This window comes from Xanthomonas sp. NCPPB 4467 (assembly GCF_041475665.2).
GTDB classification, from domain to species: Bacteria; Pseudomonadota; Gammaproteobacteria; order Xanthomonadales; family Xanthomonadaceae; genus Xanthomonas; species Xanthomonas dyei.
On the sequence record NZ_CM191260.1, the window covers coordinates 1,061,809 to 1,078,124 of the forward strand.

At 64.2% G+C, this 16,316-nt stretch carries 16 protein-coding genes and 1 riboswitch; of the genes, 15 read left to right on the forward strand and 1 reads right to left on the reverse strand.

Annotated elements, in window-relative coordinates; translation table 11 throughout:
- Window positions 1-91: 91 nt before the first annotated feature.
- From glyA to ACCQ06_RS04530, 7 genes are all read left to right on the forward strand, one after another.
- Window positions 92-1,345, forward strand: coding sequence for a serine hydroxymethyltransferase (gene glyA / locus ACCQ06_RS04500; RefSeq protein WP_316690345.1), 1,254 nt, complete (start codon window positions 92-94; stop codon window positions 1,343-1,345).
- 144 nt (window positions 1,346-1,489) lie between these two features.
- The gene (gene nrdR / locus ACCQ06_RS04505) at window positions 1,490-2,014 is read left to right on the forward strand and encodes a transcriptional regulator NrdR (protein WP_005997276.1); all 525 of its coding nucleotides are present in this window, start codon (window positions 1,490-1,492) and stop codon (window positions 2,012-2,014) included.
- A 4-nt stretch (window positions 2,015-2,018) separates the two neighbouring features.
- A complete protein-coding gene (locus ACCQ06_RS04510; RefSeq protein WP_316690352.1) occupies window positions 2,019-2,495 on the forward strand; it encodes a GNAT family N-acetyltransferase in 477 nt (158 codons plus the stop codon).
- Window positions 2,492-3,586, forward strand: a complete 1,095-nt coding sequence (gene ribD, locus ACCQ06_RS04515) for a bifunctional diaminohydroxyphosphoribosylaminopyrimidine deaminase/5-amino-6-(5-phosphoribosylamino)uracil reductase RibD (RefSeq protein WP_316690355.1) — start codon at window positions 2,492-2,494, stop codon at window positions 3,584-3,586. The genes ACCQ06_RS04510 and ribD overlap by 4 nt, the downstream gene beginning before the upstream one ends.
- Before the next feature lie 189 nt (window positions 3,587-3,775).
- Window positions 3,776-4,207, forward strand: coding sequence for a hypothetical protein (locus tag ACCQ06_RS04520; protein WP_316690357.1), 432 nt, complete (start codon window positions 3,776-3,778; stop codon window positions 4,205-4,207).
- Between the two features lie 84 nt (window positions 4,208-4,291).
- Window positions 4,292-4,741, forward strand: coding sequence for a methyltransferase family protein (locus ACCQ06_RS04525; RefSeq protein ID WP_316690359.1), 450 nt, complete (start codon window positions 4,292-4,294; stop codon window positions 4,739-4,741).
- A 313-nt stretch (window positions 4,742-5,054) separates the two neighbouring features.
- The gene (locus tag ACCQ06_RS04530; RefSeq protein WP_316689989.1) at window positions 5,055-6,035 is read left to right on the forward strand and encodes an IS5 family transposase; all 981 of its coding nucleotides are present in this window, start codon (window positions 5,055-5,057) and stop codon (window positions 6,033-6,035) included.
- A gap of 199 nt (window positions 6,036-6,234) precedes the next feature.
- On the opposite strand, the gene ACCQ06_RS04535 is transcribed toward ACCQ06_RS04530, so the two are convergent.
- Window positions 6,235-6,861, reverse strand: a complete 627-nt coding sequence (locus tag ACCQ06_RS04535) for an outer membrane beta-barrel protein (RefSeq protein WP_316690360.1) — start codon at window positions 6,859-6,861, stop codon at window positions 6,235-6,237.
- 221 nt (window positions 6,862-7,082) lie between these two features.
- Window positions 7,083-7,256: riboswitch (FMN riboswitch) on the forward strand.
- Between the two features lie 168 nt (window positions 7,257-7,424).
- Here ACCQ06_RS04535 and ACCQ06_RS04540 point away from each other — a divergent pair.
- The 8 genes from ACCQ06_RS04540 (at window position 7,425) to kdpA (ending at window position 16,314) form a co-directional block, all read left to right on the forward strand.
- Window positions 7,425-8,027 carry a riboflavin synthase gene (locus ACCQ06_RS04540; RefSeq protein WP_316690362.1) on the forward strand — a complete coding sequence of 201 codons (603 nt, stop codon included), beginning with the start codon at window positions 7,425-7,427 and terminating at the stop codon, window positions 8,025-8,027.
- On the forward strand, window positions 8,024-9,163 hold the full coding sequence (gene ribB / locus ACCQ06_RS04545; protein ID WP_228324139.1) for a 3,4-dihydroxy-2-butanone-4-phosphate synthase: 1,140 nt from the start codon (window positions 8,024-8,026) through the stop codon (window positions 9,161-9,163). Before ACCQ06_RS04540 ends, ribB begins: the two co-directional genes overlap by 4 nt.
- 241 nt (window positions 9,164-9,404) lie before the next feature.
- A complete protein-coding gene (ribH, locus tag ACCQ06_RS04550; protein WP_055850871.1) occupies window positions 9,405-9,869 on the forward strand; it encodes a 6,7-dimethyl-8-ribityllumazine synthase in 465 nt (154 codons plus the stop codon).
- Complete coding sequence (gene nusB, locus ACCQ06_RS04555) at window positions 9,866-10,348, forward strand: transcription antitermination factor NusB (protein ID WP_316690364.1); 483 nt, start codon at window positions 9,866-9,868, stop codon at window positions 10,346-10,348. The genes ribH and nusB overlap by 4 nt, the downstream gene beginning before the upstream one ends.
- A gap of 109 nt (window positions 10,349-10,457) precedes the next feature.
- Window positions 10,458-11,432 (forward strand): thiamine-phosphate kinase, encoded by a 975-nt coding sequence (gene thiL, locus ACCQ06_RS04560; RefSeq protein WP_316690366.1) that lies wholly within the window; start codon window positions 10,458-10,460, stop codon window positions 11,430-11,432.
- A gap of 215 nt (window positions 11,433-11,647) precedes the next feature.
- The gene (locus ACCQ06_RS04565; RefSeq protein WP_316690368.1) at window positions 11,648-13,228 is read left to right on the forward strand and encodes a CocE/NonD family hydrolase; all 1,581 of its coding nucleotides are present in this window, start codon (window positions 11,648-11,650) and stop codon (window positions 13,226-13,228) included.
- A gap of 1,163 nt (window positions 13,229-14,391) precedes the next feature.
- Complete coding sequence (locus ACCQ06_RS04570) at window positions 14,392-14,484, forward strand: potassium-transporting ATPase subunit F (protein WP_006452907.1); 93 nt, start codon at window positions 14,392-14,394, stop codon at window positions 14,482-14,484.
- A 15-nt stretch (window positions 14,485-14,499) separates the two neighbouring features.
- Window positions 14,500-16,314: a potassium-transporting ATPase subunit KdpA gene (gene kdpA / locus ACCQ06_RS04575; protein WP_316690458.1), complete on the forward strand. Its 1,815-nt coding sequence runs from the start codon at window positions 14,500-14,502 to the stop codon at window positions 16,312-16,314.
- Window positions 16,315-16,316 lie beyond the last annotated feature (2 nt).

Genomic DNA, 16,316 nt, shown 5'->3' on the forward strand with positions numbered 1-16,316 from the left:
CATTGCCCGCAACAGCAGCGCGATTGGTCACCCGTGCGGCGGGGGCTTACAATCGGCGGCCCTACTGGCTGCAGCTGCCCCGGAGTTTCGAATGTTCTCGCGCGACGCCCGACTGGAAACCTACGACCCCGAACTGGCCAAGGCCATCGCCGCTGAAGTCGGCCGCCAGGAGGATCACGTCGAACTGATCGCCAGCGAGAACTACTGCAGCGCGCTGGTGATGGAGGCACAGGGCAGCCAGCTGACCAACAAGTACGCCGAAGGCTATCCGGGCAAGCGCTATTACGGTGGTTGCGAGTTCGTCGACATTGCCGAGCAACTGGCGATCGACCGCATCAAGCAGGTGTTTGGCGCCGACTATGCAAACGTGCAGCCGCACAGCGGCTCGCAGGCCAACCAGGCGGTCTATCTGGCGCTGCTGCAGCCAGGCGACACCATCCTGGGCATGAGTCTGGCCCATGGTGGCCACCTGACCCACGGTGCCAAGGTCAACGCGTCGGGCAAGTTGTTCAACGCGGTGCAGTACGGCGTCGACGAGCAGGGTCTGATTGATTACGACGAGGTCCAGCGCCTGGCCACCGAGCACAAGCCGAAGATGGTTATCGCCGGCTTCTCGGCGTATTCGCAGAAGATCGACTGGGCGCGCTTCCGCGCCATCGCCGACAGCGTCGGTGCGTATCTCTTCGTGGATATGGCGCATGTCGCCGGCCTGGTCGCCGCCGGGGTGTACCCCAGCCCGATGGAGCACGCGCATGTGGTGACCTCGACCACCCACAAGACCCTGCGCGGCCCGCGCGGCGGCATCATCGTCGCCAAGGGTGCCAGCGAAGAGCTGCAGAAGAAGCTGCAGTCGATCGTGTTCCCCGGCATCCAGGGTGGCCCGTTGATGCACGTGATCGCGGCCAAGGCGGTTGCGTTCAAGGAAGCGTTGGAGCCGGCCTTCAAGACCTACCAGCAGCAGGTGGTCAAGAACGCCCAGGCCATGGCCAACACGCTGATCGCGCGCGGCTACAAGATCGTCTCCGGCGGCACCGAAAATCATCTGATGCTGGTGGATATGATCGGCCGCGATGTCTCCGGCAAGGATGCAGAGGCCGCGCTCGGCAAGGCGCACATCACCGTCAACAAGAACTCGGTGCCCAACGACCCGCGCTCGCCGTTCGTGACCTCGGGCCTGCGCCTGGGCACCCCGGCCATCACCACGCGCGGTTACAAGGAGCAGGACAGCATCGACCTGGCCAACTGGATCGCCGACGTGCTGGATGCACCGGCCGACGACGCAGTGCTGGCCAAGGTGCGCGATGCAGTGACCGCGCAGTGCAAGAAGTATCCGGTGTATGGCTGAGATGCCGGGACCGGGGACCGGGGACTGGGGACACGGGAAAGCCGTGTTTCCCGTGTCTGCGCGTGCGCCTGTCCAACTGGATAACGGGCGCTCCTGGCTTTTCCCCGCGTCCCGCGTCCCGGGTCCCCGGTCCCGGCTCCGCTGATGCACTGCCCCTTTTGCCAGCACAACGACACCCGCGTGATCGATTCGCGGGTGTCCGAAGACGGTACGACGATTCGTCGGCGCCGCGAGTGCGAGGCGTGCGGCGAGCGTTTCAGTACGCTGGAAACCATCGAACTGAAACTGCCGACGGTGGTCAAGAGCGATGGCGGGCGCGAGGCGTTCGACGCGCGCAAGCTGCGCACCAGCTTCGACCGCGCGCTGCAGAAACGCCCGGTGTCCGAGGAACAGATAGAAGCGGCGGTGCGCGCGGTGGTGCATCAGCTGCGCATGTCCGGCGAGCGTGAAGTGGGCTCGCTGCGCGTGGGCGAATATGTGATGGTCGAGCTGCGCAAACTCGACCATGTGGGCTATGTGCGCTTTGCCTCGGTGTATCGTAGTTTTCAGGACGTGGCCGACTTCCGCGAAGAAATCGAAAAGCTCGAGCGCGAGCTCCCGGTCGGCAGCGAGCAATTGCCGCTGCTGGAAGCGGCGCTGGAACGTGCTGGCAAACCCGGCAAGCGCTGAGCGCATGCGCATCGCCTGCGTAGCGGACACGCCAGAACATTTGCCTGCCATCGCGCAGGCGCATCTGCAGGCCTTCTGCAGTCTGTTACCGGACTGGAACATCGACGAAGCGTTGAGCGAACTGCGCAGCCATACCCGCGATGGCGTGATTCCCACCACCTGGGTCGCGCTCGATCAGTCGTACTGGCTCGGGTCGGTCAGCCTGCTGGAGAACGACGATGGGCGCATCCGGCAATGGTCGCCCTGGCTGGCATCGCTGTACGTGCAGCCGCAGGCGCGCGGGCAGGGCATCGGCGAAGCACTGGTGGCGCACTGCGTGCGGGCGGCTGCGCAATTGAAGGTGCCGTTGCTGTATCTGTATTGCCAACCGGCGCTGGTGCCGTTTTATCAGCGACTTGGCTGGCACGCGCATGCCGAGCTGTTATTAGGCCCGATGCAGATCGTGGTGATGGCCATCGCGCCGCAAGGAGCAACGCAATGAACGTGACGGCCGACGACCACCGCTGGATGGCGCAGGCACTGCGCCTGGCAGAACGTGGTGCCTACACCACGCGCCCCAATCCAATGGTGGGCTGCGTGATCGTGCGCGATGGCGTGTGCGTGGGCGAAGGCTTCCATCAACGCGCCGGTGGCCCGCATGCCGAAGTGTTCGCACTGCGCGCTGCCGGCGAGCGTGCACGCGCAGCGACCGCGTACGTCACGTTGGAGCCGTGCGCGCATTACGGGCGCACGCCGCCGTGCGCATTGGCCTTGATCGAGGCGGGCGTGGCGCGCGTGGTCGCGGCGATGGCCGACCCGTTTCCGCAGGTCAACGGCGGTGGTTTCGCGCTGCTGCGCGAGGCGGGGATCGAGGTGGTCAGCGGCGTGCTGCAGGCGCAGGCGCGCGAACTCAATCGCGGATTTCTGGCGCGGGTGGAGCGTGGCCGTCCGTGGCTGCGGGTCAAGCTGGGCGCCAGCCTGGATGGGCGCACTGCGCTGGCCAGCGGCGAGTCCAAGTGGATCACCGGTGCAGACGCACGTGCCGACGTGCAACGCTGGCGCGCGCGTGCCGGTGCCATCCTGACCGGTGCCGGCACGGTGCTTGCCGACGATCCGGCGATGACCGTGCGATTGGGCGATGACACACCTTTTGAGCCGCCGTTGCGGGTCGTCTTGGATGTGCGCTTGCGCACCCTGGAATGCGGGAACATTCGTCAGGGCGATGCACCGACGCTCTATCTACATGGCAACGCTGCACCAGCGCCGTCGCTGCACAACGCCGAGTTCGTCGGGATGCCACTGCACGACGGTCGCTCCGATCTGGGATCGGTATTGGCGCTGCTGGCCGAGCGCGGTATCAACGAAGTGCACGCCGAAGCCGGCGCAACCCTGAGCGGTGCGCTGCTGCAAGCCGGTCTGGTCGATGAACTGCTGGTCTATCTGGCGCCGGTGGTGCTGGGCGATGCCGCCAGACCGCTGTTGGCCGGGCTTGGCATCGACACCATGGCGCAGCGTCGCACGCTGCATCTGGCCGATGTGCGCCAACTTGGCCAGGACCTGCGGCTGCGCTATCTGCCTGGTGCCGTTGAATGAGCGCTGGCTTTGGTACAAGAGAACGTTGCAGGCTGCTGATTCTGTAACTCACGTGTTCTGTAAGCCTTGAGGCCTGAGGGTGACCTTACCGAATGCATCGCCTGCCGGGGCAGGGCGGGTCCGAAGTGACCAGCGATGCAGGTGACGGTTAGACACTACCGACCGACACGTGCTCTTAAGCCTCTTTAGATGAAGCTCACTTCCCTTCTTGTCATCGGATTTCTCACTATGACCATGGACACTGCACACGCCCGGCAGTTTGCGGAAGGGCAAGTCTGGGAGTATCGCAACAGGGCCGAAGAGCCAGGTTCGACGCTGCAGATCAACAGGATCGAGATCGAACCGAAGATTGGCGAAGTGTTCCATATCAGCATTCGCGACGTTCGGGTAAAAAATGCGCGTGCGCCCAACGCCATCTCAACGGAGTTGCCGCACTCTCCGGTGTCCAGAACGACACTCGAAAGCTCGGTGACGACGCTTGTCGGCCAGGCCGCGGTGAACCCGGAGTATCTGGAGGGCTACACAACCTGGCGGACTGCTTTTGAAGAGGGCAATGCTGGAGTTTTCACGATCCCCGTCAGTGAGATCGTCGATGTCATCGAAACCACGCTCAATCAATAGCAGGATGCGGTGTGGTGTCGTGGTCGGCGGCATGCTCCGGCTTCTGGACGTTTCTGGATGCAAATCGCAGCAGGCGTGCGTGCGATGTTGCAGGCGCTAGAGACGCGGTTTCCATCGCCCATTCTGCTGGTTGTGCTTGCAGCCGTGGTGTGGCTATTGCCCGGAGCGTTCTACTCGCGTGTGTGCATTACCGTTGGCGTGCTGTGCCTTGCGCTTGGCCTTTCAATCAATGCATGGTCGAAAGTCATGTTTCGGTCTGCGCATACCACGGTCAATCCACTGCACCCGGAACGGTCCTCTGCGTTGGTGACATCCGGGCTGTATCGCTACTCGCGTAACCCGATGTACCTGGGCTATGCCCTGGTATTGCTGGGCTGGGTCATGTGCCGTGGTCAGGTGCTTGGCCTGTTCGCAGTTGCGCTGTTTATCGGCTACATAACGGTTTTTCAGATACTGCCCGAGGAGCGCTGCCTGTCGGCACGCTTCCAGGCTCAGTATGCGGTGTACCGCGCGGCGGTGCGCCGCTGGCTTTGAATCGCTTCCCGCAAGTCGATGGATGGTGTACTTGGCCTGGCGCCCTCTGATTTGCTGTGTCTGTCCTGCTCGTTAGCTACTGGCACATAAGGCTGCTGCTGAGGTGTCGGAGATTGTTTCAGCTGCGAACCTGATTTGTGGAATTCCCTCGGGGTGCGCTGGCCATGCTGCGAACGGTGCGCAAGCGGCGTTCCCATCTGGCAGCACGCTATCGGTATGGATCTAGCGTGGCGAAGCGCTTTTGCCTTAAGGAACCTCTGAACAAAGCACGGCAGATGCGCGACACTACCCGCCTCGTGTTGAGGAATCATCCATGCAACTGACGTTCGGTGACGCTGAGGGCCTGGGCAAGCGCAAGCAGACCCGGCGCGAGATCTTCCTGGCCGAGATGGAGCAGGTCGTTCCGTGGCAGCAATTGCTCGGTCTGATCGCTGCACACTATCCGGTGTCGGGACGGCCAGGTCGGCAGCCGTACGCACTGGCGACGATGTTGCGGATTCATCTGCTGCAGCAGTGGTATGCGTTGAGCGATCCGGCGATGGAAGAAGCGCTGCACGAGATTCCGACCTTGCGGCGCTTTGCCCAGCTCGGTGGGTTGGACGACATTCCGGATGAGACCACGATTCTCAACTTTCGGCGCCTGCTGGAGACCCATGGCCTTGCCGCACGGATGCTGGAAGCGGTCAACGCACATCTGGCGCGCAAGGGCCAGAGCCTGCGCTCCGGCACGATCGTCGATGCGACCCTGATCGCTGCACCCAGCTCGACCAAGAATGCCGACCATGCGCGCGACCCTGAGATGCATCAGACCAGGAAGGGCAATCAGTGGTATTTCGGGATGAAGGCGCACATCGGCGTGGATGAGTTTTCCGGGTTGGTGCACCACGTCCATTGCACAGCGGCCAATGTCGCCGATGTCACGGTGATGCACACGTTGCTGCATGGCAAAGAAGACAGCGTGTTCGGCGACAGCGGTTACACCGGCGCGGACAAACGCGACGAACTGCAGGCGTGCGACGCTGCATTCTTCATCGCCGCCAGGCCCTGGACGATCCAAGCCATCGGCAAGAAGCGCGAGCGTGCTCGGGCACAGCGTTTGGAACACGTCAAGGCCAGCGTGCGCGCGAAGGTGGAGCATCCATTCCGGGTGATCAAGCGCCAGTTCGGTTACACCAAGGTCCGCTATCGCGGCCTGGCCAAGAACACCGCACACGTGCTGACCTTGTTTGCGCTGTCAAACCTGTGGATGAAGCGAAAGCAATTACTGCCTGCGATGGGGAGCGTGCGCCTGTGATCCGTGGAATTCCCACGGAAAGCGCCAGAAATGGCGAAACTCCGAAGATCCAAACGCGACTCTCCGGAACGACGCGACATCCCGCACTCTCAGGCCTCATTGTTCAGACCTTCCTTAAGGGACAAGCTGATCCCGCCAGCAGTCGAGGACACAAAAAAGGCTCCGCAAGCGGAGCCTTTCTAGAGCTGCAGCGCATCGATCAGAAGCTTGCGCGCACGCCGACCTTATATTGGTTGGCATCGTCGATGAATTCGACCTCGCCGACCAGGCCCCAGGTCGGGGTGAAGTTGACCTGGCCGCCCAGGGTGCCGGCAAATTCGCCTTGGTCGAGATCATTGCCATCGATATAGCCAGCCTTGATCCATGCCTCCGTGCGCGGCGAAGGCTTGCCGCGTAGACCAACACTGACCATGCCGAAGTTCCTGTCGGCGGATGAAGCCGAGTAGATGCGGCTGCCTGCCTGTTTCGCTTCAGCTTCGATCTTCGTACGTAGCACACTGGCATCTGCGATGAAATCGACGCGCTCGGTCATTTCCTGACGGTAGCCGATACCCAAATTGGCCTGTTGCAGTGTCGCTTCCAGAGTGATGTCGTTTGGAAAGCCGTAGTCGTTTGACGCACGCTGGTAGCCCGCAAACAGGTAAACCGGCTCGGCAATCTGCCACGAGCCGCGAATGTAGCCGCCATCAATGTCGTCGGAATCGCCGTTGACGTTGATTTCAGTGCGGTTCCAGCCGCCTTCGACGTAGCTGTAGCTCAGGCCTTCAGCAGCGACTGCAAACGGGGTGGCGGCCAACAGGGCAGCCAGAATCAGGGTGGTGCGCATTAGATGTTCTCTCCGAATTGATGTCCGTGTCTTCCGGCCTGTTGCAGGCTGGAAAAAAGCGCGACGTCTCCCGCCGCGGCGCGCAATTTAACAGACTCTTCACAAAACTGGCTATGGGGAAATTCCTGACACGACACAGCGTCCTGTTGGCCTTAGCTGGTGGTCAGCAATGTCGCCGATGCGCGCTGTTAAACTGCGCCGGCCGGTTCGCCGGTCCTTACGAACGTCTTCAGGGCGGGGTGCGATTCCCCACCGGCGGTAGGCACGTGCAAGCGTGCGAGCCCGCGAGCGCTTCGCAGCGGTGTCCGGCATGTCATTGCTGGCGTGATGCGAAGGTCAGCAGATCCGGTCCGATGCCGGAGCCGACGGTATAGTCCGGATGAAAGAAGACGGCCAACGCGCAGCCCTTGCGGCTGTGCGCGCGCCTGTTTGCTTTGCCTTGCGGCGTTTTTCGCTCAACTCCTGCGAGAAACGACTATGTCTTTGCATCACCTGTCGCGTTGCATCGCGACCTTTTACCGCGCTGAATCTCTCCGATCGTTGCTGCACACGGGGGCGCGCTGATGTTTACCGGAATTATCGAAGGCGTCGGCCGTCTGGCGGCGCGCCAACCGCAGGGTGGCGATGTGCGGTTTACCTTCGCTGTCGGCAACTTGCCGTTCGAGGCGGTGCAGCTCGGCGAAAGTATCGCCGTCAACGGTGTCTGCCTGACCGTGATCGCGTTCGACGCGGCCAGTTTTCAGGCCGATGCGTCCACCGAAACCCTGTCGCTGACCACCTTGGGCGCGTTGCCGGAAGGCGCGGTGATCAATCTGGAACGTGCGATGCGCCCGACCGATCGCCTTGGCGGGCATCTCGTCAGCGGCCACGTCGATGGGCTGGGTCAGGTGCAATCGGTGCACGAGGATGCGCGTGCGCAGCGCTGGCGGTTTGCGGCGCCACCGGCGGTGTTGCGCTACGTGGCCAAGAAGGGCTCGATCTGCGTGGATGGTGTCAGCCTCACGGTCAACGACGTGGACCTGGTCGGCTTTGAAGTGGCGTTGATTCCGCACACGGTCGCCAATACCGCGTTTGCGGCCACTGCGGTGGGCGCTGCGGTGAATCTGGAAATCGATCTGGTCGCGCGCTATGTCGAACGCCTGCTCGGCACGCGGGGTGCGGCATGAATTTCGCGCCGATTCCCGAGCTGATCGAAGAGTTGCGTGCCGGGCGCATGGTGGTGATCGTCGATGACGAAGAGCGCGAAAACGAGGGTGATCTGATTATGGCCGCCGAGCTGGTCAAGCCGTCGGACATCAATTTTATGGTGACCCACGCGCGCGGGCTGGTGTGCCTGTCGCTGACCCGCGAGCGGTGCGCGCAACTCGGCCTGGCGCCGATGGTGCGCAATAACACCGCGCAGTTTCAGACCAACTTCACCGTCAGCATCGAGGCGGCCGAGGGCGTCACCACCGGTATCTCGGCGTACGACCGTGCGCACACGGTGCGGACCGCGGTGCGCCCGGATGCCAAGCCGCAGGACCTGAGTCAGCCGGGTCACATCTTCCCGCTGATTTCGCAGCCCGGTGGCGTGCTGACCCGCGCCGGGCACACCGAAGCCGCCAGCGATCTGCCGATGCTGGCCGGGCTGGAACCGGCCGGCGTGCTGGTGGAAGTGCTCAACCCGGACGGCAGCATGGCGCGCCGCCCGCAGCTGGAAGTGTTCGCCCGCGAGCATGGGCTGAAGATGGGCTCGATCGCCGATCTGATCGCCTATCGGTTGGCCAACGAGCACACGGTCGAGCGTGTGGACGAGCGCGAGATCACCACCGAGTTCGGCCCGTTCAAACTGGTGACCTACCGCGACCGCATCGCCCACGATCTGCACTTTGCCTTGGTGCGCGGCGCCGCTGAGCCGCACACGCCTACCCTGGTGCGTGTGCAGGTGGAAAACCCGTTGGCCGATCTGCTGCATTGGCAGCGCGATGATTTCGGCGTGGCCGCCACCGATGCCTTGCGTGCGATCGCCGCCGAAGGGCAGGGCGTGATGGTGGTGCTGTCGGCACCGCGCGACAGCGAATCGTTGTTGGCGCGGTTGCGCCAGCAGCCCGAGGCCGCCACCAATGCCAAGGACGTCAGCCAGTGGCGTCGCAATGGCGCCGGCGCGCAGATCCTGGCCGAGCTGGGCCTGGGCAAGCTGCGCGTGCTGGGAACCCCGCGCCGCCAGGTCGGCCTGGCCGGCTTCGGGCTGGAGGTGGTGGAGTATCTGGAATGCCACGCGGGCCAAGCAGTGCATTCGGTGCTGCCGACAGCGGTGCCGTAGCGCATCCAGTCCGGGTAGCGCGTGGTTGCAGGGCGTGCGGGCGTCGAAGGAGCGGGCGGCGGTGATGTCTCCCGTGGCTCATCGGCAACCGCATGCCGATGGCACACCGCGCTGCAGGTGGCGCGCCCTGTCGTCCAGGACGCCCGGCAGTGCCTGCTTCGGCGGGCCGCTGCCTCAGATGTCGGCCGGGCCTGGGCCCGGCAGCTGTTAAACTTCCCGCCCCCTCGAGTTGCCGACCCGCATGACCCACTACGAAGGCGATCTTCGCCCCACCACCGCGCGCTTTGCGATCATCGCCAGCCGCTGGAATGCCCGTATCACCGACGTGCTGGTTGCCGGCGCGCGCCAGAGCCTGGCCGGCAACGGCGTCGGCGAGGACGCCATCGACGTGATCCGCGTGCCGGGCGCCTGGGAAATTCCGATCGCTGCCAACCGCGTGGCGCAGTCCGGCCAGCACGGCGCGATCATCGCGCTGGGCTGCGTGATCCGTGGCGATACCCGCCACTACGAACATGTGGCCGACCTGTGTGCCGAAGGCCTGATGAGCGTGCAATTGCAGACCGGCGTGCCGGTGCTCAATGGCGTGCTGGCGGTCGAGCGGGTGGAAGATGCCGAGGCGCGTGCCGGCGGCAGCCATGGCAACAAGGGCGAGGAATGCGCGCTTGCCGCTCTGGAACTGGTGAATTTGATGGAGTTGTTGCCATGAGCAAGTCCGGTGGACATGCCCGCCACGGCCGTCGCGACGGCATCGACCCGGTGCTGCGCTCGCGCGCGCGCCGCCGCGCCTTGCAGGCGGTGTATGCCTGGCAGATCTCGGGTGGTTTCGCCAGGCAGGTGATCGGCCAGTTTGCGCATGAGCAGGCGCACGAAGTGGCCGACCTGGCGTACTTCGAAAGCCTGGTGGAAGGCGTGCTCACCCATCGCGCCGAGCTGGATACTGCGTTGACGCCGTATCTGGATCGCGGCGTGGAAGAGGTCGATGCGATCGAGCGTGCGGTGCTGCGTCTGGCCGCCTTTGAGCTGCTGCATCGGCAGGACGTGCCATACCGCGTGGTGATCAACGAAGCGATCGAAACCGCCAAGCGCTTTGGCTCCGAACACGGGCACACCTACGTCAACGGCGTGCTGGATCGCGCTGCAGTGGAGTGGCGCAAGGTCGAGTTGGGCGGCGTCAGCGGCGCCTGAGCGCCGCGGGAATCGGGAGTCGGGAATGGGGAATCGTAAAGAGCCCCGCTGCTCGCGACCACCCGCCGCATTTGCGATTCTCCATTCTCCATTCCCGATTCCAGTTGCCATGCCCGAATTCGATCTGATTGCGCGTCTGCGCACGCGCATCGCCGCGCGTGCCGATGTGCCGCTGGGCATCGGCGACGACGCGGCGTTGCTGCAGCCGCCGGCTGGCGAGCAGTTGGCCATCACGGCCGACACGCTCAATGCCGGTGTGCATTTTCCGCACGAAACGCGCGCCGACGATCTGGGCTGGAAGACGCTGGCGGTCAACCTGTCCGACCTTGCCGCGATGGGCGCGCAGCCGCGCTGGTGCACCTTGTCGCTGTCCTTGCCGCACGACGATCTGGCGTGGGTGGACGCATTTGCCGATGGATTCTTCGCGCTTGCCGATGCGCATGGCATCGCGTTGGTCGGCGGCGACACCACGCGCGGGCCATTGTCGTGCGCGGTCACCGCGATCGGCAGCGTGCCGCCGGGGGCTGCGTTGCGACGCGATGGCGCGCGCGTGGGCGATGACGTGTGGGTGACCGGCCAGCTGGGCGAAGCGGCGGCGGCGTTGTCGCTGTGGCAGGCCGGCGCGTTGGATGTCACGCATGTGGCGGCGGATCCGCTGCATGAAGCATGGCGCGGCCGGCTGCTGCGTCCGCAGCCACGCGTGCAGGCAGGATTGCGGCTGCGTGGGCTTGCCCATGCCTGCGTGGATGTCTCCGACGGCCTGCTAGCGGATCTTGGCCATCTGTGCGAGCGCAGCGGTGTGGGCGGCCACCTGACGTTGACTGACTTGCCGCGGATGCCGTGCAGCGACGGAATCAGCGCGTTGCAGTGCATCGGCTGGCAATTGGGCGGCGGCGACGACTACGAACTGTGTTTCACCGCTGCCCCACAGCACCGCGATGCGGTGCTGCAGGCGATGGCGTTTGCCGGCGTGGCTGCCACGCGCATCGGCCAGATCGTTGCCGCACCGGGCGTGGTGGTACACGACGCCGACGGCCATCCCTGGCAACCCCCACAGCGTGGGTATCAGCACTTCGTCGGTTGAGGGTGTGGCGGCTGGTGCTGCTGCGCTGACGGTCCTCGACGACTGGTGCTTGGACGCTGTACGCGGTTTTTCAACGCCAGCCGCCGACTCCCGACTCCCGACCTTGAACCCATACCGTACCGTCTGGTACGTTCGCGGCGTTCTCCCCCCGAACCACGGATGCATGGCAATTGCCGCTGGGCTATCCCAGCCCGGCCTTGCGTGGGAGAGGCAGCATGAACAAGGTTTGGATCCGTGGCATCGCCGCGGTGGCGTTGCTGGTGTCGTCGGCATCGGCCGTGGCAGGCGCCTTCAGCAAGACCTATGAGCGCATCCCCGGCTGGGATGGCGCGCTGATGGGGGCGCTGGTGCTGGTGCCGCAGGGGCAGGGAAGCGGACCGTTTCCGCTGATCGTGATGCCGGCCAGTTGGTCGTTGCCCAATCTGGAATATCTGGGCCGCGCCACTCAGCTGGCCAGCGATGGCTACGTTGTCGTCAGTTACACCTCGCGCGGGTTCTGGGATTCGGCCGGGCAGATCGACATCGCCGGGCCGGACACCGTGGAAGACGTCAGTGCGGTCATCGATTGGGCGCTGGCGCATACGCCGGCCAACCCGAATGCGATCGGCGCGTCCGGCATCTCCTATGGCGCGGGCATCAGCCTGCTGGCCGCCGAACGCGACCCGCGCATCAAGGCAGTGGCTGCGCTCAGTGGCTGGGCCGATCTGGAGGCCTCGCTGTATTCCAATCGCACTGTCAGCCAGCAGGGCGTCGGGTTGCTGGTCGGGGCGGGCGCATTGACCGGACGCGCTGGCCCGGATCTGGCGCAGATCGGTACGAAGGTGGCGCAGGGCGATTTCGATGGTGCGGTGCAGGGCTTCCTGCCGCAGGCGGCCTCGCGCAGCCCGGTCACCGACGTGGCCGCGCTCAACGCGCGCGGCACCGCAGTGCTGCTGGGTAATGCCTTCAACGACGGCTTGTTCCCGCCGAATCAGACCATTGCCTTCTTCAATCAGCTGCGCGGGCCCAAGCAACTGTTGCTGAGCCAGGGCGATCACGCCACCACGGAACTGCCCGGCGCTTTGGGCCTGCCCAACGAGGTTTACACCGCGGCCACGCGTTGGTTCGATCGCTATCTGAAGCAAGTGCGCAATGGCGTGGATGCCGAAGCGCCGGTGCGGCTATCGCCGCGCGCCGGGCAATGGCTGACGTATCCGGATTGGGCATCGGTGCAGCAAGGCACCACGCGCCTGGGTCTGTCTGCACCGGCCGGGCTGCTCAGCCCTACCGGCGGATTGATCGCTGGCACGGCCAGCGGGTGGCAATCGCGCATTGCCACCGACGTGCCGACCCTGGCCGACTCGGGCGTGGTGCTGGTCAGCGGCCTGTTGCAAGGCATCGGCTTGCCGGTGACCACCTCGATTCCGCTGGTCACGCGCGCTGGCGCGGCGGTGTGGGTCGGGTCGCCGGCTAGCGGTGTGCGTCAGCTGGCGGGCAGTCCATCGTTACGCATCACGGTGGTGCCCACGCAATCGAAGGTGAGCCTGTTTGCGTATCTGTACCGCATGGACGCGTTGGGCGTTGCCTCGTTGATCACGCATGCGCCGTACTCGCTGCGCGATGCAACGCCCGGCCGCGCGGTGACCCTGGACTGGTCGCTGCAGGCCGCCGCCGCCGAAATCCCAGCAGGTCAGCGATTGGTGCTGGTCATCGATACGCACGATGCGCGCTACACCGACGCAAGCGATGGTGGCGGCACGGTGACGTTTACCTCGCCGGTGGCAACGCCATCGGTGTTGAACGTACCGCTGCGGTAGTGCATCAGGGAAATACCGAGCCTTCGTTTGCTTACATCAGCGGTGGATGATTGCCATGACCTGTGTTCGCCTTGCCATTGCACTTGCGTGACTGCTGTGCAGATTGCGAACAAGTGGGATTTTCCCGTTGGCCTTAATGCGGCATGGATGCCGCTAGGGAGCTCTGAGTAATCGGTTGATGGCGTACTTCGCAAGCGGGTAGGGCAACGCGCCCTGCGATCACGCTGGCTTGGGTTTTCAGATGCTGCCAAAGCGTGCTCGCACTTTTGCATGTCGTTGCGTTCGATGAGCGACGGCGAGAAGCCGCTGATCTGTGCGGTCGCTGCAGGGCCCTTGCCCGCCCACCATCGCAGGACACGCCGCAAGTACGTCCCTGTAGGCTCTTATGCGGCATCCATGCCGCATAAGGTCCTGCGACGGTGGGCGGGCAAGGGCCATTCGAGATCTAGGCATGCATGGTTAAAAAGCAGTGCATCGTTCGCGTGTGGATGCTGTGCGCGCAGATGAATTTACTCACCGCGTTCTTGTCATTGAATAACGCTACGCATAAGCAAAGACGGCGCCGCCTATAGCGCTGTTTGAACTACAGTGGTGCCAGTTTGATGAATCCGCCAGCCTCACCTTTCTTCACCGCTGCACGCCATTCCGTCCGCACGCAACCAACTCGACAGGCGCACTGCCCTGGCCGGTTCCGGGACCGTGTGGCGGCATGGATGCCGCCACCGAGCCTCCACGGACGGATTCACGGCGTGTCCCGGAACCGGCCAGGGCAGTGCGCCCTCGACCAACCGCCTCGACTAACCCCCGCTCGATCACCCACCCTCAGCCAAACCAACCAATCGCCAGCTTCCAAGCCGTAACCGCACCAAGGCAAGCAAACACTCCAGGCATCGACCAACCACCGCTCGACCGCTTTTATGCGGAATTTACGCGACGCCCATGGCACGTCCATAGCGACTTTACGCAGCTCGGGACGAGACTGCGCGCAGTGGCGGAGCGGTTCCGCCGTGGACGATCCTGATGCATCCCTTGACCTGTCTGCTCCATCGGCGCTGCGCGCGCGGTGCGGCAGCGCCTTGCCTTGTTGTCATGCAGCTGCCGCATGCGCCCTCGCGCAGCGCAGCGGCCTTGCGCCCTTGTGCGCACCACGGGGAGTAGCCGACATGCCTGCCTGGTTGTCCCTGCTGTGCGGCGTGGCCGTACTCGTTGCCGCCGCCTACCTGCTGTACGTGGTGCTGCGGCCCGAAGACTTCTGATGCGAGTGCGCTCCAATGAGTGAAACCTTTCTTGTTTATGCGCTGGCCATCGTGCTGGCGTGGCCCCTGGGTCGTTATCTGGCGGCGGTGATGCGTGGTGCGCCGATGCGGGGCGATGCGTTGTTCGGCTGGGTCGAACGGCCGTTGTACGCATTGCTCGGCACCCGCCCGCAACAGGGCATGTCGTGGCGCGGCTACACCATCGCGTTTTTGCTCAGCAATCTGGTGATCGGGCTGTTGACCTGGGGCGTGTTCATGACTCAGGCGTGGCTGCCGTTCAATCCCGATGGCATCCCCAACATGCGTTGGGATACCGCGTTGCACACCACGGTGTCGTTCCTCACCAATACTAATCAACAGCATTATTCCGGCCAGGCGCAGCTGTCGTATCTGGCGCAGATGACCGGCATCGTCGGCCTGCAGGTGGTAACGCCGATGATGGGTCTGGCGTTGGCGGTGGCGACCTTGCGCGCGTTGTTCGGTGGGCGCGCCGCTGCACGCGTGTCCGATGCCGCGTTGCTATCGGACGCGACGGCGAGCGCCCGGCCATTGGTGGCCGGCCAGGACGAGCTGGAGACGGCGCTGGCGCGCCATGCAGGGCACCCGCCAACGTCAAGCGCAGAGGCGCTACCCGAGGCCGACGTCGGCAACTACTGGGCCGACGTCATCCGTGCCAGCGTGCGCGTGCTGTTACCGCTGTCTCTGCTGTGGGCGTTGTTGCTCGGCTGGCAAGGCGTGCCATCCACGCTGCAAGGCGCGGCCACTGCCGCACCGCTGGACAGCAGCGCCGGCATGACCACGCAGACCATTCCGGTGGGACCGGTGGCGGCGATGGTGGCGGTCAAGCAGCTCGGCACCAATGGCGGTGGCTGGTATGGCCCCAATAGTTCGGTGGCGCTGGAAAACCCCACGCCATTGAGCAACGTGCTTGAAACCCTGGCACTGGTGCTGCTGCCGATGAGCGTGGTGTTCATGGTCGGCTATCTGACCGGGCGCAAGCGACTCACGGCCTTGGTGTTCGGCACCATGCTGACGATGTCGGCGGCATCCACGGCCTTGTTGGTGTGGTCCGAAGCGCATTCGGCAAGTGCCGCCTCGCCAGCCCTGATGGAAGGCAAGGAAGTACGCATCGGCGCCGATGCTTCCGCGCTCTGGGCGGCGTTGACCACGCAGACGTCCAATGGCTCGGTCAATGCAATGCACGACTCGCTGGCGCCGCTGAGTGGTCTGGTCACGTTGGTGGATATGCTGATCAACGCCATCTGGGGCGGCATCGGCTGTGGCCTGCAGCAATTTGTGGTGTACCTGTTATTGAGCGTGTTTCTGGCCGGTTTGATGACCGGGCGCACGCCCGAATTGTTCGGCCGCAAGATCGAAGCGCGCGAAGTGCAGTTGCTGGCACTGCTGATTTTGTTGCAGCCGCTGGTGGTACTGGGCTTTACCGCGGTGGCATTTGCGGTGCCGGCATTGACCGGTAATTCCAATCCGGGCTTCCACGGCATCAGCCAGGTGTTCTACGAGTACACCTCGGCTTTCGCCAACAACGGCTCGGGTTTTGAAGGGCTGGGCGATGCCACCTATTGGTGGAATCTGAGTTGCTCGGTGGTGCTGGCATTGGGCCGCTACCCGGCCTTGATCCTGCCGTTGATGGTGGCCGCGCGCATGGCGGCAAAGCGGCGCGCGCCCGAATCGGCCGGCAGCCTGCAGGTGGAAACACCCACCTTTGCGCTGACCTTGATGGCGATCGTGCTGGTGCTGACCGTGCTGCAGTTCATGCCGGCACTGGTGCTGGGTCCCATCGCTGAACACCTCGCCCTGGCGGCGTCCTGAGA